The organism is Paraburkholderia susongensis (genome assembly GCF_900177725.1).
In the GTDB taxonomy this organism is placed as follows: domain Bacteria; phylum Pseudomonadota; class Gammaproteobacteria; order Burkholderiales; family Burkholderiaceae; genus Paraburkholderia; species Paraburkholderia susongensis.
The window spans coordinates 89,634-114,648 of sequence record NZ_FXAT01000001.1 but is presented as its reverse complement, the minus strand read 5'-3'; the positions used below and the strand labels follow the sequence as shown (position 1 = coordinate 114,648).

Below are 25,015 nucleotides of genomic sequence, written 5' to 3'. Positions count from 1 at the left end.
CCTGATTTTGCTGTTGTAACAAAGAGTCGCAAAGAGTCGAACAGGAGTCGATATGCGCATCAAACTGATCAATCCGAACACCACGCGGAGCATGACCGAGGCGATGGGGCGCTGCGCGCGCGAAGTCGCCGCGCCCGGCACCGAGGTGATCGCCGTCAATCCGACGATGGGGCCGCCGTCGATAGAAGGCTATTACGACGAGGCGCTCGCCACGCCGGGGCTGCTCGCCGAAGTCGCGGCGGGCGAGCAGGAGGGCTGCGATGGCTACGTCATCGCGTGTTTTGGCGACCCCGGCTTGTATGCCGCGCGTGAGCTGGCGCGCGGCCCGGTAATCGGCATTGCCGAGGCGGCGATGCACGCGGCGAGCGTGCTCGCGCCGGGCTTCTCGGTCGTGACGACGCTCGCGCGCACCTGCGGCATGGCCTGGCATCTCGCCGAGCGCTACGGCATGAAGCGGTTCTGCCGCAACGTGCGCGCGACCGATGTCGCCGTGCTCGATCTCGACAAGCCGGGCTCGGCGGCGCGCGGCATCATTCTCGACGAATGCCGGCGCGCGCTTGCCGAGGACGGCTCGGACGCGATCGTGCTCGGCTGCGCGGGCATGGCCGAGCTCTGCGCGGAGATCGAGGACGCGCTCGGCGCACCGGTGATCGAAGGCGTGACGGCGGCCCTCAAGTGGACCGAGGCGCTCGTCGCGCTGCGTCTTGCGACGGCCAAGCGCGGCGATTACGCACGACCGCTCGCGAAGCGCTACGACGGCGCGCTCGCGTCGTTCAGTCCCGGCGCGGTTGAACTGGCCGCTTGACAGGTCACCGGACAGATCGATTAGCAGGCCATTGGGCGGGTCAATGAGCAGATCAATGAGCAGACCACCGGGCGGATCACCGGGCAGACCGCGCGCGATTCCACGAGCATTGGCGCGACGCTCGCCCGGAAAAGCGCCACGGGCACCCGGGTAAACGCTAAAGCGGCGGGCCTGCACATACATTCTATGTAACACGCACTATCTGGCCCGGTGTATGGGCGCACCCGGGCGTTTTCGCTAAACTGGGTCAACTCGGCGCGGCGGGTTGAACGGCCGTTCCGGCGGGTGTTTGGACCATCGGTTCGAGCACGCTGCTGGAGCAGGGGGCTGGAGCAGGGTGCCTGAGCAGGCTACCTGAGCGATCGGCCCGAGCAAGACCCCGCAGCCGCCTGCGCAAGGTCGGGCCGGGCGCGGCGGTACGAGCCTCGGCCCGCGCGCCGTCCGAGCTTCGTACGCATTTTTTTGTCCCGTCACTACGCATTCGTCAAACATGCCACTCGACCCGAACTACCCACGCGATCTGATCGGCTACGGCCGCCACCCGGTGCACGCGAACTGGCCGGGGCGAGCGCGTGTCGCGGTGCAATTCGTCCTCAATTACGAAGAGGGCGGTGAAAACTGCGTGCTCCATGGCGATCCGGCTTCCGAGCAGTTCCTGTCGGAGATCGTCGGCGCGGCGGCGTATCCGGCTCGTCATATGAGCATGGAATCGATCTACGAATACGGTTCGCGCGCGGGCGTGTGGCGCATTCTGCGCGAGTTCGAGAAACGCGGCCTGCCGCTCACGGTGTTCGGTGTCGGCATGGCGCTCGAGCGGCATCCGGAAGTGGCGCGCGCATTCGTCGAGCTCGGGCATGAGATCGCGTGCCACGGTTATCGCTGGATTCACTATCAGGACATGGCGCCGGAGAAGGAAGCGGAGCACATGCGCCTCGGCATGGAAGCGATCGAGCGCGTGACGGGCGTGCATCCGCTCGGCTGGTACACGGGACGCGACAGCCCGAACACGCATCGGCTCGTCGCCGAGCACGGCGGCTTCCTCTACGACTCCGATTACTACGGCGACGACCTGCCGTTCTGGATGGACGTCGAGGTGACGGGCGGCAAGAACGTGCCGCAACTGATCGTGCCGTACACGCTCGACACGAACGACATGCGCTTCGCCACGCCGCAAGGCTTCAATACCGCGGACCACTTCTTCACCTATCTGCGCGATGCATTCGACGTGCTCTACGAAGAAGGCGACGAAGCGCCGAAGATGCTTTCGATCGGCATGCACTGCCGGCTGCTCGGGCGCCCCGGGCGGTTTCGCGCGCTGCAGCGTTTTCTCGATCACATCGAGCAGCACGATCGCGTGTGGGTTACGCGACGCGTCGACATCGCGCGGCACTGGCGCGAACATCATCCTTACCAACAAAACAACCGCGAGGCTGCGGCATGAAGGCGATGCAATACACCCTGGACCAACTCAACAGCACCTCGACCGACGCGTTCGTCGCGGCGCTGTCGGGTATCTTCGAGCACTCGCCGTGGGTCGCGGAAATCGCGGCGCGCGAGCGGCCGTTCGCGAGCATCGACGACCTGCATCGCAGGATGTCGGAGATCGTCGAGACCGCCGGCGAAGACAAGCAGCTTGCGCTCATCAACGCACACCCGGAACTGGCCGGCAAGGCCGCGGTGCGCGGCGAGCTGACCGCCGAATCGACGCGCGAGCAGAGCGGCGCGGGCCTCGCGCAATGCACGCAGGAGGAGTTCGACAAGCTGCATGCATTGAATAGCGCGTATCGCGGGAAATTCGGCTTTCCGTTCATCCTCGCGGTGCGCGGCTATGACCGTCACGGCATCATCGCGAACTTCGAGTCGCGCGTGAACAATAGCCGTGCCGACGAAATGCGCGCGAGCCTCGATCAGATCTATCGCATTGCACGTTTCCGGCTCGACGAACTGATCAGCGCCTGACGCATTCCCGCGCAGGCCTCGAATCGCAACGTTTTTCCAGTATCGAACGATATCAAGGACGACAAAGATGGCACTTCCGATTCTCGATCCCAACGCACCGGACTTCACGCGCCGTTACGTGAACCTGGCGGACCCGCGTCTCGGCGCGCAGGCGCTCGAGGCCAGCGACGAATTTTTCGCGTCGAAGGACCGCATGCTGAATCCGGAGCCGGCCGTCTTCATTCCGGGCAAGTACGACGACAACGGCAAGTGGATGGACGGCTGGGAAACGCGCCGCAAGCGCACGACCGGCTACGACTGGTGCGTCGTCAAGCTCGCGCGTCCGGGTGTAATCAAGGGGCTCGACCTCGATACGAGCCACTTCACGGGCAACTTCCCGCCGGCTGCGTCGGTGGAAGCGGCGCGTGTCGTGGACGGCGCGCCGAGCCAGTCGACGCAATGGACCGAGATCGTGCCGTCGACCACCTTGCAGGGCAATAGCCACCACTACCTCAAAGTCAGCGACGCGAACGCGTACACGCATCTGCGCGTGAACATCTATCCGGATGGCGGCATCGCGCGTCTGCGCGTGTACGGTCAGCCGCAGGTCGACTGGGCCGGCGCGAGCCGCACCGAGCTGTTCGATCTCGCCGCGATGGAAAACGGCGCGTATCTGGTCGGCGCGAACAACCAGCACTTCGGCGCGGCGTCGACGATCCTGATGCCGGGCCGCGGCGTGAACATGGGCGACGGCTGGGAAACGCGCCGTCGCCGCGAGCCGGGCAACGACTGGGCGATCGTCGCGCTCGCGCAGCCGGGCGAGATCAGGAAGATCGAAGTCGACACGGCGCACTTCAAGGGTAACTATCCGGACCGCTGCTCGATCCAGGCCGCGTATGTGAAGGGCGGCACCGACAGCTCGCTCGTCACGCAGGCGATGTTCTGGCCGGTGCTGCTCGGCGAACAGAAGCTGCAGATGGACAAGCAGCATTTCTTCGAAAGCGAAATCGCGGCGCTCGGGCCCGTCACGCACGTGCGCTTCAATATCTTTCCGGACGGTGGCGTGTCGCGTCTGCGTCTGTGGGGTACGCTCGAATCATGAAAACACTCGCCATCGAACCGCTGACGAAAGAGTCGTTCGCCGCATTCGGCGACGTGATCGAACTCGAAGGCGCCAAGCAGATTCCGATCAACCTCGGCACGACGATCCGCTATCACGATCTCGCGAAAGTGGACGTGACCGACGAGAACGGCCGCACGCTCGTGAACCTGTTTCGCGGCCAGCCGCGCACGCTGCCGTTCGAGGTGAAGATGCTCGAGCGTCATCCGCTCGGCAGCCAGGCGTTCGTGCCGCTCAACGACAAGCCGTATCTGGTCGTGGTCGCCCCCGCGGGCGAACTCGACGCGTCGAAGATCCGCGCGTTCGTCACGAGCGGCTGGCAGGGCGTCAACTACGCGAAGGGCGTATGGCACCATCCGCTGATCGCGTTGGGCGGGGTGAGCGACTTTATCGTCGTCGATCGCGGTGGAGACGGGCTCAATCTCAACGAGCAGGATCTGGCGGAGCCGCTGTGGCTCACGGAAGATGCGTTGAGTGCGGTGGCGGTTTGACAGGTGATGCTGTTGCCGGGTAGCCGGCAACAGTCTGGTTTTGATGGAAAGCCCGCGGCGCAGGTGTGCCGCGGGCTTTTTTATTTCAGGATTTTGTCCGCACCCCCCTATGCCGGTGCTTTCCGAAACTTGACCTGGCTTCCCTGCTCCTGGCCCCTATCGGGCTCCTGGGAATCGGGTCTTTCCGAGGAGTCGTCATGGCTAAGATCGAACTCACCAAGTCCGTTGTCGATGCGGCACAATCCCAGGCGCAGGCCGTCGAACTCCGGGATGAGCGAGTGAAAAAGCGTGCGCCCTAGGCAATTGTCCGAACGACACCGCCGTCGACACGCAAGGAAGTGCCTGTTGTCGCCGACGCCTGCTCCGAGCAGACATAGACGACCAGGTTTGCGACTTCTTCGGTTGTCGCGAAGCGATTGAGGAGCGTGGTCGGGCGATTCGTTTTCAGGAACTGCTGCTCGGCTTCCTCACGCGTAATGCCTTGCGCATCTGCGTTCGCCTGCGCCCAACCACCCATGATCTCTGAATTCGTCGGACCAGGAAGAACCGAATTAACGGTGACGCCCGTTCCGCCGACCACCTCGGCCAAGCCCCTCGCAATGGCGAGTTGAGCGGTCTTGGTCGTGGCGTAGTCGATCATGTCCTTGGGGATGGCAAGCGCGGACTCGCTGCTGATGAAGACGACGCGCCCCCAGCCGCGCTTCGTCATGTTCGGCATATAGTGGCGGGAGGCGCGAATGCCGCTCATGACGTTAAGTTCGAAGAGATCGATCCACTCGCTGTCCTCAATTTCGAAGAAGGACTTCGGACGCCCAGTACCCACATTGTTGACGAGAATGTCCGCATCCGGCGCCTGAGCGAATAATTCCGCCGCGCCTTCCGGGGTCGCAAGATCGGCGATGACGCCAGTAAACTCCGTCTTTGGCAAGAGTTCGCGAAGCTCCCGAAGCGCCGTGGAGACGCGCTTCTCCGTGCGGCCGTTGATCACGACCGCGGCGCCTGCGCGCCCCAGCCCTTCTGCAATGGCTCGGCCGATACCCGCCGTTGACCCGGTAACGACGGCCTTGCGGCCAGTGAGATCGATATTCATGGCACCAGTCCTTCAACGTGTGGAGAAAGCTGGATTGTGGGTGATGCCTGATCCTATGATAATAACTTGAATTATAATAATATTAATTCCAAAGGGGAATTAATATGGATCGATTCCACGAATTAAACGCCTTCATAGCCGTGGTTGAAGCAGGCGGTTTTACCGCCGCCGCGCGTCGAACCGGCGACTCACAGTCGGCCATCAGCAAGGCTATCGGCGCGCTCGAGAGACGCCTCGGGGTGGCGTTATTTAACCGAAGTACGCGCAGCGTGACCCTGACGGATCAAGGGCAGAGATACTACGACCGGGCAAAACCGCTGCTTGACGAGATGGATGACGCCGACAGCGAACTGACCAGCAGCACGCACAATGTCTCGGGTCTGATCAGGATCGCTGCATCAGGTACTTTCGGCCGTCTTCATATTTTGCCGCTTATCCCCGACCTGTTATCGCTCAACCCTGGCCTTCAGGTCGATCTCATTCTCTCGGACTTCGTGCGAGATATGGTGGAGGACGGGATCGATCTGGCGATCCGGGTGGGGTCCGTCAACGATCCCGACGCGATTGCCAGACGCGTGGCCAGCACGCCCCTCGTATGCGTTGGATCCCGTCGCTACTTCGAGCAACGCGGAATGCCAAAGACCCCCGCCGAGCTCGTTGGTCACAATTGCCTTGTATATCGCGGCCTGGCGGAGTCAACGCATTGGTCTTTTGTAGGACCAGAAGGTCAATTTAGCGTGTCCGTGCGCGGAAATCTCACGTCCAACAGTGTCGAAACGATCCGAGCTGGTGTTCTAGCCGGCGTGGGAATCGGCCGGTTTGCCAAGGTCTCTCTTGCCGATGATCTCCGGCATCCGGACGTCCTCACTGTTCTCGACGAATTTATAGGCGACGCCAGAGACATAAGCCTCGTCTGGCCGAGACGCCGGTTTGTACCGGCGCGTGTGCGACGGGTCACCGACTTTTTTGCGGAGGCCATACCACAGCGTATTTAGCCCCCGAACTTACAGAGAAATGTTCAGCGATGGCGGGACTTCGGAATCAACCAAGCGGACTTCCTGGCGATCGCGCGAGCCATGAAAGCTCAAGAAGCAGAGCACGAACACGTCCCCTGAAACCTGGTTGGCATTACTCCCTCGAACACCTCACATTCCATCTTTGCCGAAGGTTTCGTCGCACAGCCAAACGCCATACGTTCTTCGTTCTGGACAGGATGGAGGGTGAGCTACTCATGATTGAGCAAACCCGCCGTTTGCCGGCAAGCTGCCCCTACAGTTCGCCCTGGCTTTCTTTGTCAACGCTCCTATGTAGCTCCCAGCTAACCACGCCTGAGTCTCCGAAGGCGGTCAGAAGCGAGCTAACCTATTGTGCTGTCAAAGGTTTCAAGCTTCGCGTGATGCGCGCGAAAAGCTTGATAGCTGACATTTTTTATGGGCGTTGACGAAGCGCAATGGCACATGCGCGTGCGTGGTTGCGCGATCAGCTTCGTTTGCCCAGAAGCGGTGAGCGCCCGATCACTTCGCGAGCCCGCTCAGGCGGCTCGGGGGCGGAAAAACCGGCGGCTTCGATGGCCGGTTTGAGTCCCTTGAATTGCAGGCTTTTCTTCGGCGAGCGCAGCGATGCCATGCCGTCGTCCCACGCGTGCAGCATCTGTTTCGCGACCGTGCGCCATGGTGGTTCGTTGCGCGCCGCCTCGATCAGCTCGTGGCCCACGGCGACAGCCGAGTCACACAGCGCCTCGACCATCTGCGCATATTGCCGCGGGGCGATACCCATGCGCGTGCTAAAAAAGCGCTCCAACGTTTTGCCCGCCGCCCAGGTTTTCCGGCCGTCGATCGGCAGGCCCGGCGGATTGGCCGCGAAGCGCGGATAAGCCTGCGTCGTCACGACGTCGTAGACAGGCGTGAACGCAACATCGTCGACCGACGTATAGAACAGCGCAACGTTCTTGGTGTGGCAATCCGCATTGCGCACGATGTAATTCGTCAGCAGATGCCAGCCGAGCTGCTGCAGTTGCGCCCGCATGCTGTCGCGATCGAGCAGATACGCTCTTGCCGCGTTGAGCATTTTTTCGCTGGTCGAATTGTATTTTTCATGCGGCGGCAGGCCGAGCAGGCCGCACAGGTCTTCCACGCCGTACGCCGGCAATCCTTGCGCGTCGACGTCGAAGCGCTCGACGATCAGCGCGCGGCCATCGTCCGACATCTGCGTGCGCGCGACGGGCGCCACGCCGAGTCGCTCCAGCACACGCATCGAATAGAACTCGTTGAAACCGAGGAAGGGCGTGTTGTCGTCCGAACCTTTGACGATGTGGCGGCTCGTGCGGATGGTGGGTTTGCCGAGCCGCAAGGGCGTTGACTCAGCCGACGGCTGCGCTTGCGGCGCAATGAACTTCGGCACCACGCCCGAGATGGCCGCGCGCGCATATTCGCGCACGAGTTGCGCGAAATGCTCGGCGGAATTGTCGCCGTGCAGGATGTTCTGTACGTCGAGCGCCTGCAGCTCCGTGCCTGGCGCGACGCCCTCGGGCGTGACGGTGACCCGGCCAATCCCCATCGAGCCCACCACGGCGAGCAGCGACAGATCGGTTCCGTCGAGCAGCGGCCCGAATTGCTCGCGGATCAGATTCAGCAGATAGCCCTCGGGCAGGTTCTGCCGGAAAAACGGATGCAGGTCGCGCGGCCAGCGCCAAGCCTCTTCGCGCACCGGCATCGTCAGACTGACGAAGTCGGCCGCGCTCGCGTCGCGGTTGTATCGAAGGACGTAGTCATCACGTTCGCGAAACAGCGTGGCGACGTTTTTGCCCAGCACCTGAACGTCGAGCTTCATGACTGCGCGCCCGGGCTGCGCTGTTCTGCGAGGATGTCTTCCAGCGTGCGCCCATGCCCGTGTGCGACGAACTTGAGGTCATAACCGGCCGCTTCGAGCAGGCGCACGAGCACGGACACGCTCATGTCGTTTTTGGCGAGCGTTTCCATGCGTGCGACGGTCGTGCGAGCGACGCCCGCGCGGCGCGCGAGTTCCTCCTGCGAGAGTTTGCTGTCGTGTCGCACGGCTTTGAGCATGTCCGAGACATCGGCTAGATTGGTCATTTGTAGCCCCAAGGCGTCAAATTCTGTGAATTCCAGATTTATTGTAGCCTAAGAGACACAAAAATAGGATCTTGCTCTGTGCCTTTTGGGCTACAAATTATAAGGCTTTTGATTATTTTGTAGCCTTGAGGCTACAAAAAGAGAGTAAACGAGCGTACCGCGAAACCCCACGCCCAAAAACCAAAGCGGGCTTGCCACTCACGCGACAAGCCCGCTTCATCTACTGCGCCGGCCAGGCGCAGCCGGACCGCACGTCCGGCCGCGAGGCCGCTCACTTTATTTCGCCGCACCGCCCTCGAACCATGCCGCGATCTTCATCCGCTCTTCGTCGGTCATGTGCGTGACGTTGCCAAGCGGCATCGCCTTCAGCGTGACCGCCTGCTGATAAATCCGCTGCGCGTTCTGCGAGATTTCATCGGGCGTATCCATCAGCACGCCGGCCGGCGCGCTGCCCATCATCGTCGGATGCGCGGAGTGGCAGGCCACACAGCGCTGCTGCAACACCGGCGCGATGTCGGCGACCTTGAGCGTCGGCGCGTTGGCGGCCTGCGCTTGCGGCACCACCGGCCGCGGCATGGTCCAGACGAGCGCGGTGCACATCAGCGCGACGCCGACGAGCGGCAGATACCAGAGCACCTGGCCGCGATGACGCATCACGAAGAACTGACGGATCAGCGCGCCGGCCAGCATGATGACGACGAGCACGGCCCAGTTGTACGGATGCGTGTAGGTCATCGCGTAGTGATTCGAGAGCATCGCGAACACGACCGGCAGCGTGAAATACGTGTTGTGCACCGAGCGCTGCTTGCCGCGCTTGCCGTAGATCGGGTTCGGCGTGTCGCCCTTGAGCATCGCGTCGACCATCTTGCGCTGGCCCGGGATGATCACGAAGAACACGTTGGCCGACATGATCGTCGCGAGCATCGCGCCCATAATCAGATACGCCGCGCGGCCCGAGAAAATATGGCACGCGAGGTAGGCCGCGATCAGCACATAGAGGCCGACGCAGATGCCGAGCACCTTGTCGCGGTTGCCGAGAATGCGGCACAGCGAGTCGTAGACGATCCAGCCGGCCGCGAGAAAACCGATCGCCGATGCAACGGCAACCACCGGTCCCATGTCGAGCACGTTCTTATCGATCAGATATGTGCTCGGCGAGAACAGATACAGCACGGTGAAGAGACCGAAGCCCGAGAGCCACGTCGTGTACGACGGCCACTTCGACCAGTGCAGGTCTTCGGGCATTTCAGGCGGCGCAACCGTGTATTTCTGCATGTTGTAGAAGCCGCCGCCGTGCACGTGCCACAGCTCGCCGAACACGCCGCGGCGGCGCTGGTTCGGGTCCTGCGGCGGTTTCAGGCTGTTGTCGAGCGCGACGAAATAGAACGATTCGCCGATCCATGCGATCGCGGCGATGACGTGGAACCAGCGAATCGCGAGGTTCAGCCAGTCAGTAATAAAGCCTTCCATGAAACTCCTCCACTTCTGATTCGTTGTACGCGCGATGACATGAGTCGTTTCGCGGACCCGGCTCGCGGGTCTTCAACGGATGTCTCGTCATCGCGCCGACTGCGGGGTAAAAAACGCAGCGCGACGGTTTTTATGGGTATCGCGGGGCGTGCGCCCTTGCTTGTGTCTGCTTGTACCTGCTTGTGCTTCCAGCCGTGCCTGTGCTCGTGCCCGCTCAGGCCGCGTGGCCGATTGCGTTTCGCGCATGTTCGCGGGTCGTGGCTCGAATGTTCCGAGTCTGACCGGCGCGCATCCGCGCAATGCAATCGGGCGCGGCTCGTATGCGCCGCACGTGCCACAGGCGCCGCATGGGCCAGCCGTGCTTTAGCTGCCCCGATACGTGCTGTACGACCACGGCGACACGAGCAGCGGCACGTGATAGTGCGCGCCGGCGTCGGCCACGCCGAAGCGCAACACCACGCGATCGACGAAGCGCGGCTCCGGCACCTTCGTGCCGATCGACGCGAAGTAGTCACCCGCGCCGAATACGAGTTCGTATTCGCCCGCGACGAGCGCGTCGCCTTCGAGCAGCGGCTCGTCGCAGCGGCCATCGTGGTTGGTGAGGGTGGTTTTGAGCGCGCGGCGCGTGTCGCCCGCGAGCGCGAAGAGTTCGACCTTGATGCCCGCGCCGGGACGGCCGTTCGCGGTGTCGAGCACGTGGGTAGTAAGCTTGCCCATTCGCAATTGTCCTTGTGTGAATGCGAGGTGTCGGCGGCGGCCCGATCCATAACGTTTGCGGCGGATCGAGGCTCCACGTCAGTGGCTACATACCCGTCGGCGAACTGAAGCGAGCGCCGTGGAAGCCATTGTAAAAAGGATGGCCCGTCAGGCGAGCACCCGATAGGAAAGATAATAGTTGGCGCATGATGGACAGCCAGCCGAAAGCCAGCACGGCGCGCCGGGCCGCCAGGCGGGCGATCCCGGCGACGCGCGCCGGCCCATCGGCGGATCGTACCGGCGCCAAAAAAGCTCAATATATCGGTGGCGTGAAGGCGGGTATCGCAGTGGCGCGAGTTGCCAGCCGAATTTTGGCTGCCGAAGGTTACGGCAGTGCGGCGCGTGCGGACCCGATATGGTCCGCACGCGCCGCATGCTCCAAAGGGAGCCCCTTCGAGGGGACTTCCGGCGGAAATGAGAAAGAAACCCCGAAGACGGCGCACCACGCTGGGTAACCGGGCCAATGGCGTTCGAGCGAACGCGGCGGCACGGTGGGCGTGCCGCCCCATCGCGTTCGAACGGCTTTGCATCCAGGCAATCAGGCGGAGAGACGAATGACGATGAACCAGGCAGCGAAAAAACCCGGCAAAACCATGCTCGTGAAGCACGCGGACGTGCTCGTCACGATGGACGGCGAGCGGCGCGAATTGCGCGACGGCGGCCTTTATATCGAGGACAACCGCATCGTCGCGGTCGGACCGACGGCGCAATTGCCGCAAACGGCCGACGAAGTGCTCGACATGCGCGGCCACCTCGTGATTCCAGGTCTCGTCAATACGCACCACCACATGTACCAGAGCCTCACGCGCGCGATTCCCGCCGCGCAGAACGCCGAGCTGTTCGGCTGGCTCACGAATCTCTACAAGGTGTGGGCGAACCTCACGCCTGACATGATCGAAGTCTCGACGCTGACCGCGATGGCCGAACTGCTGCTGTCCGGTTGCACGACGTCGAGCGACCACCTGTACATCTATCCGAACGGCAGCCGCCTCGACGACAGCATTGCCGCGGCGCACCGCATCGGCATGCGTTTTCATGCGGCGCGCGGCAGCATGAGCGTGGGGCAGAAAGACGGCGGCTTGCCGCCCGATTCGGTGGTCGAGTCCGAGGCGGCCATTCTCGAGGATACGCAGCGTCTGATCGAGACGTATCACGACGCAGGCCGCTACGCGATGTTGCGCATCGTGGTCGCGCCATGCTCGCCGTTTTCGGTGAGCCGTGACCTGATGCGCGAATCGGCGCTGATGGCGCGCCAGTTCGGCGTGTCGATGCATACGCACCTGGCCGAGAATCTCAACGACGTCGAATACAGCCGCGAGAAGTTCGGCATGACGCCCGCCGAGTATGCGCAGGACCTCGGCTGGGTCGGCCGCGACGTATGGCATGCGCACTGCGTGCAACTCGACGACGCGGGCATCGAACTGTTCGCGCGCACCGGCACCGGCGTCGCGCATTGTCCGTGCTCGAACATGCGGCTCGCCTCGGGTATCGCGCCCGTGAAGCGCATGCGCCTGGCAGGCGTGCCGGTCGGGCTGGGCGTCGACGGTTCGGCGTCGAACGACGGCGCGCAGATGGTCGCGGAAGTGCGGCAGGCGCTGCTGCTGCAACGCGTCGGTTTCGGGCCCGACGCGATGACGGCGCGCGAGGCGCTCGAAATCGCCACGCTCGGCGGCGCGCACGTGCTCAATCGCGACGACATCGGTGCGCTCGCGCCCGGCATGGCAGCGGATTTCGTCGCGTTCGATCTGCGTCAGCCGCTTTTCGCGGGCGCGCTGCACGATCCGGTGGCGGCGCTGGTGTTCTGCGCGCCGTCGCAAGTGAGCCATAGCGTGATCGACGGCAAGGTGGTCGTGAGGGACGGGCAGTTGGCGACGCTCGAACTCGGGCCGGTCATCGAGCGGCACAACCGGCTCGCGCGGGTGCTGTACGAAGCGGCCGCCTGAAGGCAGAAAGCGAGGGCGGAAAAACGCGGCTGGACGAGGCGGTACGAAGGAGCCGCACGGCGGGCGGATGGAGGAGGCAGGGCCGGCCGCATCCGCGCCGCACGGATGCCGGCCGTTCCCGAAATGGCCTCAGGGCTTGTCGATCAACGTCCGGGTCGCCTCGGCGACCAGTCCGCGCAGCCAGCGCACTTCGTCGGAGTAATGCACGCGCTCGTGCCACAACTGGTAGTACTGCATCGGCGGGAAGTCGAGCGGCGCGGGGACCACGGTGAGCGGCAGGAACTTCGCGTAGTAGTCGGCAAAGAGGCGGGTAGTCGTGAAGATCAGATCGGATTTGATCAGCACGTACGGCGCGAGATTGAAGTACGGCAGCGTGACGACCACGTGGCGCTTGAGCCGCTCGCGCGCGAGGTGCACGTCGATCGCGCCGCGCTGGCCGACCGAGTACGGCGTCGGCGCGAGATGCGGCGCGTTCAGGTACTGGTCGAGCGTGAGCCCGCCGCGCTTCGCGAACGGATGCGTGTTGCTCATCAGGCAGACGATCTGATCGACGAACAGGTTCGACAGATGCAGTTGCTCGGGCGGCTCCGGCCAGTTGCCGACCACGATGTCGAGCTTGCCGTCTTCGAGCGCGAGTTCGTAGTCGAACGCGGGACCGAGCGAATGAAATTCGAGCGTCGCGTTCGGCGCGGCCTGGCGAAAACGCTCGACGACCGTCGGCACGAACAGCACGTTCAGATAGTCGGGGCAGCCGATCCGGTAGCAGCGGATCGAGGTGGTCGGGTCGAAGTTGTGCTGCTGGAAACGGATGCGCTCGATTTCGCGCAGCGCGTTCTGCACCGGTTCGAGCAGGCGCAGGCCGTACTCGGTCGGCACCATGCCGGATTTGCCGCGCACGAGCAGCGGGTCGCCGGTGATGTCGCGCAGACGGCGCAGCGCGGCGCTGATCGCCGGTTGTGACTGATTGAGTTTGACGGCTGCGCGCGTGACGCTGCGCTCCATCAACAGCGTGTGCAGGACCCGCAGCAGGTACGTGTCGATCGCCTCGCGTTGCTGGCTCATGAATTCTCCGAAATATATGTGCTGGCTGATCGAGTAGGTGTAGGGGTATATGGGTTTTAATATGGACAAAAAATGACGTCAAGGGTGGCATACCCGCAGAGCTCGCAGTGACGCGGGTTTGCGGGAATTTTGTCGGCTCGACTGAGTGGGTCGAATTAGGTATTGTCATCCGGATGTGGTGACGGATCGCCTGCCGGCACGGTGGACGAAACCGCGCGGAAACCGGCAGTCACTGACGCACTACGAAATCACATGAGCGACTCTTCATATAGCGACGGCGTCACCGCGCAGCCGGGGCCGGGGTTGAGCCCGAGTCCGGCGCCGCCGCGGCTCGCGCTCAAGGGCATCACCAAGCAATACCCGGCCGTGCGGGCCAACGACGACGTCACGCTCGTCGTCGCGCCGGGAGAAATTCACGCGGTGCTCGGCGAAAACGGCGCGGGCAAGAGCACGCTGATGAAGATCATCTACGGCGCGGTGCGGCCCGATGCCGGCGAGATCCGCTGGGAAGGCGAGGCGCTCGAGATCGCGAGCCCGGCGGCCGCGCGCAAGCTCGGCATCGGCATGGTGTTCCAGCACTTCTCGCTGTTCGAGACGCTCACGGTCGGCGAAAACATCGCGCTCGCGCTCGACGAACCGTTCGACCTGAAGACGCTCTCCAAACGGATTCGCGAAGTGTCGGCCGACTATGGCCTCGACATCGATCCGCAGCGTCACGTGCATAGCCTCACGGTCGGCGAGCGGCAGCGTGTCGAAATCGTGCGCTGCCTGCTGCAGAATCCGCGCCTTCTGATCATGGACGAGCCGACCTCGGTGCTCACGCCGCAGGCGGTGAGAAAGCTCTTCGCGACGCTGCGCCGGCTCGCCGCCGAAGGCTGCAGCATCCTCTACATCAGCCACAAGCTCGATGAAATCCAGGAACTGTGCGACACCGCGACCGTGATGCGCGGCGGCCGTGTGACCGGCCACGTGAGTCCGAAGGGCGAGACGCATGCGTCGCTCGCGCAACTGATGGTCGGCCATTCGCTGCCCGACTACACGCGGCGCGAGCACAAGCCGGGCGCGGTGCTGCTCGAGGTGAAACAGTTGTCGGTCGCGAGCGACGATCCGTTCGGCACCTCGCTCACCGACGTGTCGTTCAGCGTGCATGCGGGCGAGATCTTCGGCATTGCGGGTGTGTCGGGCAATGGACAGGCCGAGTTGCTGGCGGCGTTATCGGGTGAAAAACGGGGTGAAAAACGGGGTGAAAAACGGGGTGAAAAACGCGCTGAAAGGCGCAGCATGCCTGCCGGCGCGATCACGATCTGCGGCAAGGCGGCAGCGCGCCTCGGCGCGGGCGCCCGCCGCGCGCTCGGCTTCGGCTTCGTGCCCGAGGAGCGTCTCGGCCGCGGCGCGGTGCCGGCGATGAGCCTCGCGGACAACGCGCTGCTCACCGCGCATCGTCAGCAGATGGTGAAGTCGGGCTGGATTCGCGCGGGTGCGATGCACGCGTTCGCGAAGCGCTGCATCGACGCGTTCGACGTGCGTTGCGGCGGTCCGCAAGCGCTCGCGCAAAGTCTGTCGGGCGGCAATCTGCAGAAATACATCATGGGCCGCGAGATTCTGCAGGCGCCGAAGGTGCTCGTGGTCGCGCAGCCCACGTGGGGTGTCGACGTCGGCGCGGCGGCGTTCATCCGTCAGCAACTGCTCGATCTGTCGGCGCGCGGCGTCGCGATTCTCGTGATCTCGGAGGAACTGGAAGAGCTGTTCGACATTTGCGATCGCATCGCGGTGCTTGCGGGCGGGCGGCTCTCGCCGGTGCGCGCGACCGGCGCGACCAATGCCGAGGAAATCGGCCGCTGGATGGCGGGGCTGTTCGGCGACCGCGAGGGCGCGGCGCCCTCGGCGGACCAGCCCGCGCATGCGTGAAGTGGGGCGCGCGTTGTCCGCCGCCTTGTCTTGCGCGGGCGCACCGCGCAACCGTTGCTGACCTGACAGAACAGAACCCGAACGATCACACGCTACCCATGATGCTTCCCTACCGACTCGAAGCCCGCACGACGCCCTCGCGCTCGATGCAGCTTGCCGTGCCGCTGATCGCCGCCTTGCTCACGCTCGCGATCGGCTTCCTGATCTTCGGCCTCGTCGGGCGCGACCCGTTGCAGGCGATGCACGCGTTCTTCATCGAGCCGCTCGCGAGCATCAATGGCTGGTCCGAACTGTTGCTGAAGGCGTCGCCGCTGTGCCTGATCGGTTTGGGTCTCGCGATCGGTTATCGCGCGAACGTCTGGAACATCGGCGCCGAAGGGCAGATGCTGCTCGGCGGCATCGCTGCGAGCGGCGTCGCGATCTATTTCGATCAGGCGAGCGGCTGGTGGATCCTGCCGACGATGATGGCGGCCGGCGTGGCGGGCGGCATGGCGTGGGCAGCGATTCCCGCGTTCCTGAAGAGCCGCTTCAACACCAACGAGATTCTCGTGAGCCTCATGCTCACGTATGTCGCGACGCAACTGCTGATCTATCTCGTGAGCGGCCCGTGGCGCGATCCGCAGGGCATGAACTTCCCGCTCTCGGAGATGTTCAGCGGCGACGCGCTCTATCCGACGCTGTACGGCGACTGGCACTGGAAATGGCTGCGCGGCACGCGCCTGAACGCCTCGGTGTTCGTCACGCTGATCGCGATTCCGCTCGTGTGGCTCTTCATGCGCAAGAGCTTCGCGGGCTACCGGATGAACGTCGGCGGGCTCGCGCCGCTCGCCGCGCGCTATGCGGGCTTCTCCGACAAGAAAACCATCTGGACGTCGCTGCTCATCAGCGGCGCTCTCGCGGGCCTCGCCGGCATGGGCGAGATCGCCGGCCCGATCGGCCAGTTGCAGGCGACATGGTCTCCCGGTTACGGCTTTACCGCGATCATCGTCGTGTTCGTCGGGCGGCTGCATCCGCTCGGCATCGTGCTCGCGAGCCTGCTGATGGCGCTGCTCTACCTCGGCGGCGAAGCGGTGCAGACCTCGATGCAATTGCCGCAGGCGCTCTCGGGAGTGTTCCAGGGGCTGCTGCTGTTCAGCCTGCTCGGCGCCGACCTGTTCGTGAACTACCGTGTGCGGCGCCGCTCGGCGGCCGCCGTGGTTCGTTAAACCCGCTAACCCGCCCGCACATCGTTTATGGATATCCAGCAAGCCAGCGCACTCACCTCGAGCGCCATCACCGCGTCGATTCCGCTGATGTTCGCGGGCGCGGGCGAACTCGTCGCCGAAAAGTCGGGCGTGCTCAACCTCGGCGTGGAAGGCATGATGCTGATGGGCGCCGTGAGCGGCTACGCGGTCACGGCGATCACCGGCAGCCCGTGGCTCGGCGTGCTCGCCGCGATCGGCGCCGGTCTCGCGATGTCGCTGCTATTCGCATTCCTCACGCTGACCATGCTCGCGAACCAGGTCGCGACCGGCCTGTCGCTGACGATCTTCGGCATCGGGCTGTCGGCGTACGTCGGCAAGCCGTACACGTCGGCCGCCGTGCGCGCGACGATCGACACGTGGACCATTCCCGGTCTCTCGAAGATTCCGGTGCTCGGTCCGGCGCTCTTTACCCTCACGCCGCTCGACTACCTCGCGTTCCTGATGTTCGCCGCGATCGGCTGGTTCCTCTATCGCACGCGTGCGGGGCTCGTGCTGCGCTCGGTCGGCGAATCGCCGCAGGTCGCGCACTCGGTCGGCTTTCCGGTGATCGGCGTGCGCTACGGCGCGGTCGCGTTCGGCGGCGGCATGGCGGGGCTCGCGGGCGGCTATTACTCGATCGTCAATCTGCATCTGTGGCAGGAGAACCTGACCTCGGGCCGCGGCTGGATCGCGCTGGCGCTCGTCGTGTTCGCGACGTGGCGGCCTGGGCGGCTGCTGATCGGCGCGCTGCTGTTCGGCGCGGTCACGGGCCTGCAGTTCTATGCGCAGGCGATCGGCGTGCCGGTGCCGACGCAGTTCCTCGCGATGCTGCCGTACGTCGCGACCATCGTCGTGCTCGCACTGATTTCGCGCAATCCGAACACGATTCGTCTGAATGCACCCGCATCGCTGGGCAAGCCGTTTTTCTCGGCGGGCTGAGCGGGCAGGCGTTTTCGCCCGTCCGCTCGACACGACTCGATCGATACGATCCACTCAACGCCAACCACTCAACACCATCCGCTCAACACGACAGGGGAAAAACATGAAGAGAAGAAATCTGCTGACCGCCTTCGCCTCGGGCGCGGCCTCACTCGCGCTTGCCGCGTCATTGACCGCGCCGCTCGCGCAAACCGCGCAGGCCGCCGACGCGCCGGGCGTCGCCTTCGTCTATCTCGGCAATCCGGGCGACGCCGGCTGGACCTTCGCGCACGACCAGGGCTCGAAGGAAGCCGAAGCGAAGTTCGGCAACCGCATCAAGATCACGCGTGTCGAGAACGTGCCGGAATCGGCCGACTCCGAGCGCGTGTTCCGCGATCTCGCGAACAAGGGCAACAAGATCATCTTCGGCACGAGCTTCGGCTTCCAGGACTTTCAACTGAAAGTTGCCAAGGACTTCCCGGACACGGTGTTCCTGCACGCGACCGGCTACAAGAAGGCGCCGAACTTCGGCACCTACGACGTGCGCATGTACCAGGGCGCGTATCTGGCCGGCGTCGCCGCGGGCTACGTGACGAAGAGCAACATGCTCGGCTTCGTCGCATCGGTGCCGATTCCCGAAGTGGTGCGCAACATCAACGCGTTCACGCTCGGCGCGCGCTCGGTGAATCCGAAGGTGCATATGAAGGTGATCTGGATCAATAGCTGGTTCGATCCGGGCAAGGAAAAGCAGGCCGCCGAAACGCTGATCGGACAGGGCGCCGACGTCCTGCTGCAGAACACCGATTCGAGCGCGACGCTCGCGACCGCGTCGGAGAAACACGTGCACGCGTTCGGCTGGGACTCGGACATGAAGAAGTTCGGTCCCGACGCGCACCTCGGCTCGGTGGTCGCGCACTGGGGCGTGTACTACAGCGCGGTGATCCAGCAGGTGCTCGACGGCAAGTGGAAGAACGATCCGGTGTGGTGGGGCCTGCCGCAAAAGGCGGTCAATCTCGAGGATCTGAACACCTCGGTGATTCCGGCCGACGCGCTGAAACAGGTCGCGGCGAAGCGCGACGAACTCGCGAGCGGCAAGCGTGACGTGTTCACGGGGCCGATCAAGGATCAGTCCGGCGCGGTGAAGATTCCGGATGGCAAGACGCTAACCGATCCTGAATTGCAGCGCTTGAACTGGTATGTGGAAGGCGTGGACGGGTCGCTGCCGAAGTAAGCCGGAGTGGGAGCAGGCGAGGGCGCCCGGGCGGGGCAACCGGGGCGGGCCGCCGCGTGCTGGCTCGCGCCGATTCTGGCTGGCTTTTTGCCGACTCCTTTTTGCTGACTCTTTTGCAGGCGCTTGCTGGCCCTTGCCAACCGTCAGAACCGTCAGAACCGTCAGAACCGTCAGAACCGTCAGAACCGTCAGAACCGTCAGAACCGTCAGAACCGTCAGAACCGTCAGAACCGTCAGGCGCCGCCTGGCGCGCATTGTCCAGCTTACGAACGGCTCGCCTGCGGCCGTTGCCGCGTCAACTGTGGGCCGTCAATAGCCGGGAAAAAGCTGCGTCCAACCCGGACGCAGCTTTTCTGTGCCTGCCGATTTCGCGGATTGGCCCGGCAGAGCGTGGCCGCGCGGCGGCTCAGTCGTCGAGACGCAGGCCGACCTTGAGCGTCACCTGCCAGTGCGCGACCTTGCCGTTTTCGATCTGGCCGCGCGTTTCCGTGACTTCGAACCAGTGCAGATTGCGCAGCGTCTTCGACGCTTTGGCAATCGCGGTGCTGACGGCGTCGTCGATCGATTGGGTCGATGAACCGGTCAGTTCGATCTTCTTGTAAACGTGGTCTGACATGGATGTCTCCTTGGTCTGCGCCGCGGGTCGGAAAAGCGTTGTTCGGAACGACGCTTTCAGAAAGGCGCTTCGGAAAAAGCGCCATCACAAAAGTATAGGCAACGGTTCGCGCCGATAGGCGGCCGCATGCACGGCACGTAACACGCGGCGGCCGAGCCGGTGGTGCCGCACATCGTGTGCCCGGTATTGGGGGGCGGCGCGCCAAGCGCCTGACGCGGGATGCGCGGGATAGATTCGCGATAATCTGCTAAAATATTCGGTTTTTCGCCGATATCACATTCAAAGGGACGCGCCGTGCTGTCTACCGCCAATATCACCATGCAATTCGGGCCGAAGCCCCTCTTCGAAAACATCTCAGTCAAATTCGGGGAAGGGAACCGCTATGGCCTGATCGGTGCGAACGGCTGCGGCAAATCCACTTTCATGAAGATTCTCGGTTCGGATCTCGAGCCGAGCTCGGGCAACGTGATGCTCGAACCGAACGTGCGTCTCGGCAAGCTGCGCCAGGACCAGTTCGCGTACGAAGACGTGCGCGTGCTCGACGTCGTGATGATGGGCCACACCGAAATGTGGGCCGCGATGACCGAGCGCGACGCGATCTACGCGAACCCCGACGCCACCGACGACGACTACATGCACGCCGCCGAACTCGAAGCGAAGTTCGCCGAGTACGACGGCTACACGGCCGAAGCGCGCGCGGGCGAGCTGCTGCTCGGCATCGGCATCGCGATCGAAGATCACAACGGCCCGATGAGCAACGTGGCGCCCGGCTGGAAGCTGCGCGTGCTGCTCGCGCAGGCGCTGTTCTCGAAGCCCGATGTGCTGCTGCTCGACGAGCCGACCAACAACCTCGACATCAACTCGATCCGTTGGCTGGAAGACGTGCTCAACCAGTACAACTCGACGATGATCATCATCTCGCACGACCGGCACTTCCTGAACCAGGTCTGCACGCACATGGCCGACATGGACTACGGCACGCTGAAGGTCTATCCGGGCAACTACGACGACTACATGCTCGCGAGCACGCAGGCGCGCGAGCGTCAGCAGGCCGCCAACGCGAAGGCGAAGGAGCGCGTCGCCGACCTGCAGGACTTCGTGCGCCGCTTCTCGGCGAACAAATCGAAGGCGCGTCAGGCCACCAGCCGTCTGAAGATGATCGACAAGATCAAGATCGAGGAATTCAAGCCGTCGTCGCGGCAGAATCCGTTCATCCGCTTCGAGTTCGAGAAGAAGCTGCACAACATCGCAGTGGTCGCGGAAAGCATCTCGAAGAAGTACGAGCGCACGATCTTCAACAACTTCAGCATCAGCGTGCAGCCGGGCGAACGTATCGCGATCATCGGCGAGAACGGCGCGGGCAAGACCACGCTGCTGCGCTCGCTGCTCGGCAATCTGCAACTCGACCACGGCAGTGTGAAGTGGGCGGAAAACGCGAACGTCGGCTACATGCCGCAGGACACGTACGAAGAGTTTCCGAACGACACCACGCTGATGGAGTGGATCGACCAGTACCGTCAGGAAGGCGACGACGAGCAGATGGTGCGCGGCACGCTCGGCCGGCTGCTGTTCAACGCCGACGACATCCGCAAGTCGGTCAAGGTGCTCTCGGGCGGCGAGAAGGGCCGCATGATCTGGGGCAAGCTCATGCTCGGCCGCCACAACGTGCTGATGATGGACGAGCCGACCAACCACATGGACATGGAGTCGATCGAGTCGCTGCAGATCGCGCTCGACAAGTTCGATGGCACGCTGATTTTCGTCTCGCACGACCGTGAGTTCGTGAGCGGCCTCGCGAACCGGATCATCGAAGTGAAGACCAATGGCACGCTGAACGACTTCGGCGGCAACTATGAGGATTTCCTGACGAGCCAGGGCGTGGAGTAAGCGTTCCGCGCCTCGATCCTCGGATCGGGGTGAGTGGTGTCGGCATGCGCGTCTGCAATCACGACACCCGGCCATCTGTTTGCTGGTAAGAGCCCGCGCTCCATGTGGAGGCGGGCTTTTTTTGCCGGCGCGTTTTGCGGCTTTCCGGGAGAGAAAGGCTTGATCGCTCTGCCTCCCTGACACGACGGTACTCGTGCGGCCTCAACCGCTCGTCCATTGTTCAGCCACACCGTCAACTCTTTTCATAAGACGATGCTTTTTCCGGCGTGAAGCACAGCCTAAACTCTGACGCTTCAACCTGGCATCGGTCCCACCATGCAAATCAACACAGCCACGACTCCAGTATCACTGGACGGAAGTTCAACCTCGGCGGCTCAATGGCTCTCCGTGATCGCCGTTGCCGTCAGTGCGTTCGCATTCGTGACGGCCGAATTTCTGCCCGTCGGATTGCTGCCGCAAATCGCACACGACCTGGGCGTGTCGACCGGCGTCGCGGGTCTGATGATCACTACACCCGGCGTGATGGCAGCGATATTCGCGCCGACGCTGATCGTCAGCGCTGGCCAGATGGATCGGCGCTACGTCTTTCTGCTGCTCACCGCGGTGCTTCTGATTGCGAACGTCGTGTGTGCAATCGCGCCGGGCCTTGCGGTCATGCTCGTTGGGCGGGCCTTGCTCGGCGCTGCGTTGGGCGGCTTCTGGACTTTGGCGACCGCGGCGGCGCCGCGACTCGTGCAGGCGAAGGACGCGGCTAAAGCAACCGCCACCATTTTGACTGGCGTGACCTTTGCCACCGTCATCGGCGTGCCGCTCGGGACGTTCATCGCGTCGTTTGCGTCCTGGCGTATGGCATTCGCCGCCACCGCGGGCCTGGTATCGCTCGCGTTGCTGGCGCAAGTGTTCCTCGTGCCTTCGTTGCCGTCGGCGTCGGCGTTGCGTGTCGCCGATTTCAGGGCGTTGCTTGCCCGGCCTCACACGAGGCTGAGCATGGTGATGGTGGCGCTCGTCTTTGGCGCGCATTTTTCGACCTATACGTACATCGCTCCGCTGCTCGAGCACGATTTCTCGTTGAGTGCCATCACGCTGTTGCTGTTCGGATTTGGCCTGATCGGTTTCTTCTCGAATGCGTTGACGTCGATGGTGGTCTCGGACCATCTGAAGAAGTCTGTCGCCGCGATGATTCTGCTGCTTCTCGGCGCGATGTCGTCGATGTTGCTGCTCGAGCATTCGCCCATCGGCGAGACTGCCGGGATGCTGCTTTGGGGCGTCGCGTTCGGCGCGCTGCCGCTTTGCTTTAGCGTATGGATTCAGCGCGGCACGACGGACTTGCCCGAAGCGGGCTCGGCGATGTTCGTCAGCGTCATCCAGGTGGCGATTGCCGTGGGCTCGGCAGTGGGCGGCACGATTGTCGACCGCGCGGGCGTCCACGCTGATTTCACGCTGGGGCTTGGACTTGCTCTGCTGGGCCTTGCGGCACTGCAACGGCTTGCCGTATCGGAGCGAACGACCCGCGTGTCTTCGCTCGAGTGCGCCTGCGACGCGTCGCCTGACTGAGTGACGCAACTCGACAGCTGACCATGAAAAATGCCGGGGTGCGGTTCACCGCCCCGGCATTTTTTATGGTCAGCAAGCGTGCGACGTCCAACGCGCAACGTGCGATGCGCGCGGACCGTGGCTTTACACCTTGTCGTTCTGAAACCGCATCGCCGTACCTTCCCGTTCGATACGCTCCCAGATCGCGCGTTTTTCTTCGTCGCTCAGGAATACCCAGTTGGACACTTCGGCGGCGGTGCGCCCGCAGCCTTTGCAAACTTCATCGAAGAGCGTGGAGCAGACGCCGATGCACGGGCTGTCGGGGAGATCGTGGAGATTCGAAGTCATCGGAAACCTTGGGGATGCGGAATTGAGTCGCGCAATTGAGGTGCGGAATTAAGATGCGAAAGCGAAGTTCCGCTATGTTAGCCGATGCGCTTATCCGATGCTCGGACCCTCACGCGCCGAATGCCAGTTGCCACAACAGCGCCGCGTTGAGCAGCACGATGAACGCCGCCGACAGCCATGCAAGCATGAGCGGCACGCCGCGCACGCGCCAGCTGCGCATGAGGCGCGCATCGGACGCGTAACGGATCAGCGGCACGACGGCGAGCGGCAATTGCAGGCTCAGCACCACCTGGCTCGCCACCAGCAACTGATTCGAGCCGTGCGGGCCGAACAGCGCGACCGCGAGCAGCGCCGGGCCGATCGCGAGCGCGCGCGTGAGCAGCGCGCGCTTCCAGCGCGGCAGCCGTATCCGCAGAAAGCCTTCCATCACCGTCTGGCCGGCCAGCGTGCCGGTGACGGTCGCGCTCAGGCCGCACGCGAGCAGCGCCGCCGCGAACAGGATGCTGGCCCAGCGGCTGCCGACGAGCGGCGCGATCAGCCGATGCGCGTCGGCGAGATCGGTCACGTTGCGATGTCCGCTCGCGTAGAACACCGCGGCGGCGACGATCAGCAGCGCCGCGTTGATGACGAATGCAAACGCGAGCGAGCCGAAGGTATCGAGATTGACCACGTGGAGCGCGACCTTGATCTGCGGATCGCTGCCGTCCGGCGCGTGATGTTTGACGAGCGCCGAGTGCAGATAGAGGTTGTGCGGCATGACCGTCGCGCCGACGATGCCCGCCGCGAGCCACACCATGCCCGCGTTTCTCAGCAGCTCGAGACTCGGCGCGGTACCGGCGAGCGCCGCGCGCCAGTCGGGCCGTGCGAGCGCGAGCTGGACCACGAAGCACAGGCCGACGAAGCCGATCAGCGCGGCGATCACCGCTTCGAGCCTGCGGCCGCCCTGGTGCCGCAGCGCGAGCAGCGCGAACGTGCAGACCGCCGACATCATCACGCCGACCGTCAGCGAGACGCCGAGCAGCAATTGCAGCGCGACCGCGCTGCCGACCACCTCGGCGACGTCGCAGGCGATGATCGCGACCTCGCTCGTCGCCCACAGGAACAGCGTGCCGCGCCGGCCGGTGCGTTCGCGGCACAGCTGCGCGAGGTCGCGCCCGGTCACGACGCCGAGCCGCGACGACAGCCATTGCATCAGCATTCCCATCAGGCTCGCCAGCAGCACGATGCCGAGCAGGCGGTAGCCGTAGCCCGCGCCGGCGCCGAGCGCGGTCGCCCAGTTGCCGGGATCGATGTAGCCAACCGCGATCAGCGCCCCGGCGCCGAGGAACGAGAACCAGTGCGCGGGACGCGTCGGCTCACCCGGCAGACCCGGGCGGCGGTTGGGACGCAATGCGAAAGGATTGGTGTTCATCAGTACCCGAGGTCGGGAAAACACATCCTGTTGCAAGCCACATGCCCGTTGCGTGCGCGGCGGGCAGTGGGGCGGGCAGTGGGGCGGGCGGAGCGAGCCGGGCAGTCGTCGCGCGATGGCGTGCGCGGGGCTGGCAAGACAGCTTCATCCGCCGGGCCTCAAGCAGCTATTGT

The 25,015-nt window shown here is 63.9% G+C and carries 22 protein-coding genes; 13 read left to right on the top strand and 9 right to left on the bottom strand.

Features of this window, described 5'->3' with window-relative positions; genetic code table 11:
* Positions 1-52: 52 nt before the first annotated feature.
* The 5 genes from B9Z01_RS00510 (at position 53) to B9Z01_RS00490 (ending at position 4,354) form a co-directional block, all read left to right on the top strand.
* A complete protein-coding gene (locus tag B9Z01_RS00510; RefSeq protein WP_085480315.1) occupies positions 53-805 on the top strand; it encodes an aspartate/glutamate racemase family protein in 753 nt (250 codons plus the stop codon).
* 490 nt (positions 806-1,295) lie between these two features.
* Positions 1,296-2,246, top strand: a complete 951-nt coding sequence (gene puuE / locus B9Z01_RS00505) for an allantoinase PuuE (RefSeq protein WP_085480314.1) — start codon at positions 1,296-1,298, stop codon at positions 2,244-2,246.
* The gene (uraD, locus tag B9Z01_RS00500; protein ID WP_085480313.1) at positions 2,243-2,764 is read left to right on the top strand and encodes a 2-oxo-4-hydroxy-4-carboxy-5-ureidoimidazoline decarboxylase; all 522 of its coding nucleotides are present in this window, start codon (positions 2,243-2,245) and stop codon (positions 2,762-2,764) included. The genes puuE and uraD overlap by 4 nt, the downstream gene beginning before the upstream one ends.
* A gap of 67 nt (positions 2,765-2,831) precedes the next feature.
* Positions 2,832-3,845, top strand: coding sequence for an allantoicase (gene alc / locus B9Z01_RS00495; protein ID WP_085480312.1), 1,014 nt, complete (start codon positions 2,832-2,834; stop codon positions 3,843-3,845).
* Positions 3,842-4,354 (top strand): ureidoglycolate lyase, encoded by a 513-nt coding sequence (locus B9Z01_RS00490; protein ID WP_085480311.1) that lies wholly within the window; start codon positions 3,842-3,844, stop codon positions 4,352-4,354. Before alc ends, B9Z01_RS00490 begins: the two co-directional genes overlap by 4 nt.
* A gap of 295 nt (positions 4,355-4,649) precedes the next feature.
* Here B9Z01_RS00490 and B9Z01_RS00480 read toward each other — a convergent pair whose 3' ends face one another.
* Positions 4,650-5,444: an SDR family NAD(P)-dependent oxidoreductase gene (locus tag B9Z01_RS00480; RefSeq protein WP_085480309.1), complete on the bottom strand. Its 795-nt coding sequence runs from the start codon at positions 5,442-5,444 to the stop codon at positions 4,650-4,652.
* Between the two features lie 104 nt (positions 5,445-5,548).
* Here B9Z01_RS00480 and B9Z01_RS00475 point away from each other — a divergent pair, with 104 nt between their 5' ends.
* Entirely contained in the window at positions 5,549-6,439 is an 891-nt protein-coding gene (locus B9Z01_RS00475; protein ID WP_085480308.1) for a LysR family transcriptional regulator, read from the top strand.
* Between the two features lie 484 nt (positions 6,440-6,923).
* Here B9Z01_RS00475 and B9Z01_RS00470 read toward each other — a convergent pair whose 3' ends face one another.
* From B9Z01_RS00470 to uraH, 4 genes are all read right to left on the bottom strand, one after another.
* Positions 6,924-8,273, bottom strand: coding sequence for a type II toxin-antitoxin system HipA family toxin (locus B9Z01_RS00470; protein WP_085480307.1), 1,350 nt, complete (start codon positions 8,271-8,273; stop codon positions 6,924-6,926).
* Positions 8,270-8,536 (bottom strand): helix-turn-helix domain-containing protein, encoded by a 267-nt coding sequence (locus tag B9Z01_RS00465; protein ID WP_085480306.1) that lies wholly within the window; start codon positions 8,534-8,536, stop codon positions 8,270-8,272. Before B9Z01_RS00465 ends, B9Z01_RS00470 begins: the two co-directional genes overlap by 4 nt.
* Positions 8,537-8,812: 276 nt before the next feature.
* Positions 8,813-10,006, bottom strand: a complete 1,194-nt coding sequence (locus B9Z01_RS00460) for a urate hydroxylase PuuD (protein WP_085480305.1) — start codon at positions 10,004-10,006, stop codon at positions 8,813-8,815.
* Between the two features lie 363 nt (positions 10,007-10,369).
* Positions 10,370-10,723 carry a hydroxyisourate hydrolase gene (gene uraH / locus B9Z01_RS00455; protein ID WP_085480304.1) on the bottom strand — a complete coding sequence of 118 codons (354 nt, stop codon included), beginning with the start codon at positions 10,721-10,723 and terminating at the stop codon, positions 10,370-10,372.
* Between the two features lie 593 nt (positions 10,724-11,316).
* On the opposite strand from uraH, the gene B9Z01_RS00445 reads away from it, so the two are divergent.
* On the top strand, positions 11,317-12,705 hold the full coding sequence (locus B9Z01_RS00445) for an 8-oxoguanine deaminase (protein WP_085480302.1): 1,389 nt from the start codon (positions 11,317-11,319) through the stop codon (positions 12,703-12,705).
* A 129-nt stretch (positions 12,706-12,834) separates the two neighbouring features.
* Here B9Z01_RS00445 and B9Z01_RS00440 read toward each other — a convergent pair whose 3' ends face one another.
* Entirely contained in the window at positions 12,835-13,767 is a 933-nt protein-coding gene (locus B9Z01_RS00440) for a LysR substrate-binding domain-containing protein (protein WP_085480301.1), read from the bottom strand.
* Positions 13,768-14,019: 252 nt separating this feature from the next.
* Between B9Z01_RS00440 and B9Z01_RS00435 the strand changes: the two genes are divergently transcribed.
* The 4 genes from B9Z01_RS00435 (at position 14,020) to B9Z01_RS00420 (ending at position 19,047) form a co-directional block, all read left to right on the top strand.
* Positions 14,020-15,675: an ABC transporter ATP-binding protein gene (locus B9Z01_RS00435; RefSeq protein WP_085480300.1), complete on the top strand. Its 1,656-nt coding sequence runs from the start codon at positions 14,020-14,022 to the stop codon at positions 15,673-15,675.
* A 98-nt stretch (positions 15,676-15,773) separates the two neighbouring features.
* A complete protein-coding gene (locus B9Z01_RS00430) occupies positions 15,774-16,880 on the top strand; it encodes an ABC transporter permease (RefSeq protein ID WP_085480299.1) in 1,107 nt (368 codons plus the stop codon).
* 27 nt (positions 16,881-16,907) lie between these two features.
* On the top strand, positions 16,908-17,837 hold the full coding sequence (locus tag B9Z01_RS00425; protein WP_085480298.1) for an ABC transporter permease: 930 nt from the start codon (positions 16,908-16,910) through the stop codon (positions 17,835-17,837).
* Positions 17,838-17,940: 103 nt separating this feature from the next.
* A complete protein-coding gene (locus tag B9Z01_RS00420) occupies positions 17,941-19,047 on the top strand; it encodes a BMP family ABC transporter substrate-binding protein (RefSeq protein WP_085480297.1) in 1,107 nt (368 codons plus the stop codon).
* Between the two features lie 406 nt (positions 19,048-19,453).
* Here B9Z01_RS00420 and B9Z01_RS00410 read toward each other — a convergent pair whose 3' ends face one another.
* Positions 19,454-19,663 (bottom strand): dodecin, encoded by a 210-nt coding sequence (locus B9Z01_RS00410; protein ID WP_085480296.1) that lies wholly within the window; start codon positions 19,661-19,663, stop codon positions 19,454-19,456.
* A gap of 294 nt (positions 19,664-19,957) precedes the next feature.
* Between B9Z01_RS00410 and B9Z01_RS00405 the strand changes: the two genes are divergently transcribed.
* Positions 19,958-21,550 (top strand): ABC-F family ATPase, encoded by a 1,593-nt coding sequence (locus B9Z01_RS00405; RefSeq protein ID WP_085480295.1) that lies wholly within the window; start codon positions 19,958-19,960, stop codon positions 21,548-21,550.
* A 315-nt stretch (positions 21,551-21,865) separates the two neighbouring features.
* On the top strand, positions 21,866-23,104 hold the full coding sequence (locus B9Z01_RS00400; RefSeq protein ID WP_085480294.1) for an MFS transporter: 1,239 nt from the start codon (positions 21,866-21,868) through the stop codon (positions 23,102-23,104).
* Between the two features lie 123 nt (positions 23,105-23,227).
* Here the strand turns inward: B9Z01_RS00400 and B9Z01_RS00395 are convergent, their stop codons facing one another.
* Both B9Z01_RS00395 and B9Z01_RS00390 read right to left on the bottom strand, forming a co-directional pair.
* Positions 23,228-23,431 (bottom strand): DUF1289 domain-containing protein, encoded by a 204-nt coding sequence (locus B9Z01_RS00395; protein ID WP_085480293.1) that lies wholly within the window; start codon positions 23,429-23,431, stop codon positions 23,228-23,230.
* A 109-nt stretch (positions 23,432-23,540) separates the two neighbouring features.
* Positions 23,541-24,842, bottom strand: coding sequence for an Nramp family divalent metal transporter (locus B9Z01_RS00390; protein WP_085480292.1), 1,302 nt, complete (start codon positions 24,840-24,842; stop codon positions 23,541-23,543).
* Positions 24,843-25,015 lie beyond the last annotated feature (173 nt).

Excerpts from the sequence above, each read along its gene's own strand:
- B9Z01_RS00510 (WP_085480315.1), top strand. The coding sequence starts at position 53 with ATGCGCATCAAACTGATCAATCCGAACACCACGCGGAGCATGACCGAG.
- puuE (WP_085480314.1), top strand. The coding sequence starts at position 1,296 with ATGCCACTCGACCCGAACTACCCACGCGATCTGATCGGCTACGGCCGC.
- uraD (WP_085480313.1), top strand. The coding sequence starts at position 2,243 with ATGAAGGCGATGCAATACACCCTGGACCAACTCAACAGCACCTCGACC.
- alc (WP_085480312.1), top strand. The coding sequence starts at position 2,832 with ATGGCACTTCCGATTCTCGATCCCAACGCACCGGACTTCACGCGCCGT.
- B9Z01_RS00490 (WP_085480311.1), top strand. The coding sequence starts at position 3,842 with ATGAAAACACTCGCCATCGAACCGCTGACGAAAGAGTCGTTCGCCGCA.
- B9Z01_RS00480 (WP_085480309.1), bottom strand. The coding sequence starts at position 5,444 with ATGAATATCGATCTCACTGGCCGCAAGGCCGTCGTTACCGGGTCAACG.
- B9Z01_RS00475 (WP_085480308.1), top strand. The coding sequence starts at position 5,549 with ATGGATCGATTCCACGAATTAAACGCCTTCATAGCCGTGGTTGAAGCA.
- B9Z01_RS00470 (WP_085480307.1), bottom strand. The coding sequence starts at position 8,273 with ATGAAGCTCGACGTTCAGGTGCTGGGCAAAAACGTCGCCACGCTGTTT.
- B9Z01_RS00465 (WP_085480306.1), bottom strand. The coding sequence starts at position 8,536 with ATGACCAATCTAGCCGATGTCTCGGACATGCTCAAAGCCGTGCGACAC.
- B9Z01_RS00460 (WP_085480305.1), bottom strand. The coding sequence starts at position 10,006 with ATGGAAGGCTTTATTACTGACTGGCTGAACCTCGCGATTCGCTGGTTC.
- uraH (WP_085480304.1), bottom strand. The coding sequence starts at position 10,723 with ATGGGCAAGCTTACTACCCACGTGCTCGACACCGCGAACGGCCGTCCC.
- B9Z01_RS00445 (WP_085480302.1), top strand. The coding sequence starts at position 11,317 with ATGACGATGAACCAGGCAGCGAAAAAACCCGGCAAAACCATGCTCGTG.
- B9Z01_RS00440 (WP_085480301.1), bottom strand. The coding sequence starts at position 13,767 with ATGAGCCAGCAACGCGAGGCGATCGACACGTACCTGCTGCGGGTCCTG.
- B9Z01_RS00435 (WP_085480300.1), top strand. The coding sequence starts at position 14,020 with ATGAGCGACTCTTCATATAGCGACGGCGTCACCGCGCAGCCGGGGCCG.
- B9Z01_RS00430 (WP_085480299.1), top strand. The coding sequence starts at position 15,774 with ATGATGCTTCCCTACCGACTCGAAGCCCGCACGACGCCCTCGCGCTCG.
- B9Z01_RS00425 (WP_085480298.1), top strand. The coding sequence starts at position 16,908 with ATGGATATCCAGCAAGCCAGCGCACTCACCTCGAGCGCCATCACCGCG.
- B9Z01_RS00420 (WP_085480297.1), top strand. The coding sequence starts at position 17,941 with ATGAAGAGAAGAAATCTGCTGACCGCCTTCGCCTCGGGCGCGGCCTCA.
- B9Z01_RS00410 (WP_085480296.1), bottom strand. The coding sequence starts at position 19,663 with ATGTCAGACCACGTTTACAAGAAGATCGAACTGACCGGTTCATCGACC.
- B9Z01_RS00400 (WP_085480294.1), top strand. The coding sequence starts at position 21,866 with ATGCAAATCAACACAGCCACGACTCCAGTATCACTGGACGGAAGTTCA.
- B9Z01_RS00395 (WP_085480293.1), bottom strand. The coding sequence starts at position 23,431 with ATGACTTCGAATCTCCACGATCTCCCCGACAGCCCGTGCATCGGCGTC.
- B9Z01_RS00390 (WP_085480292.1), bottom strand. The coding sequence starts at position 24,842 with ATGAACACCAATCCTTTCGCATTGCGTCCCAACCGCCGCCCGGGTCTG.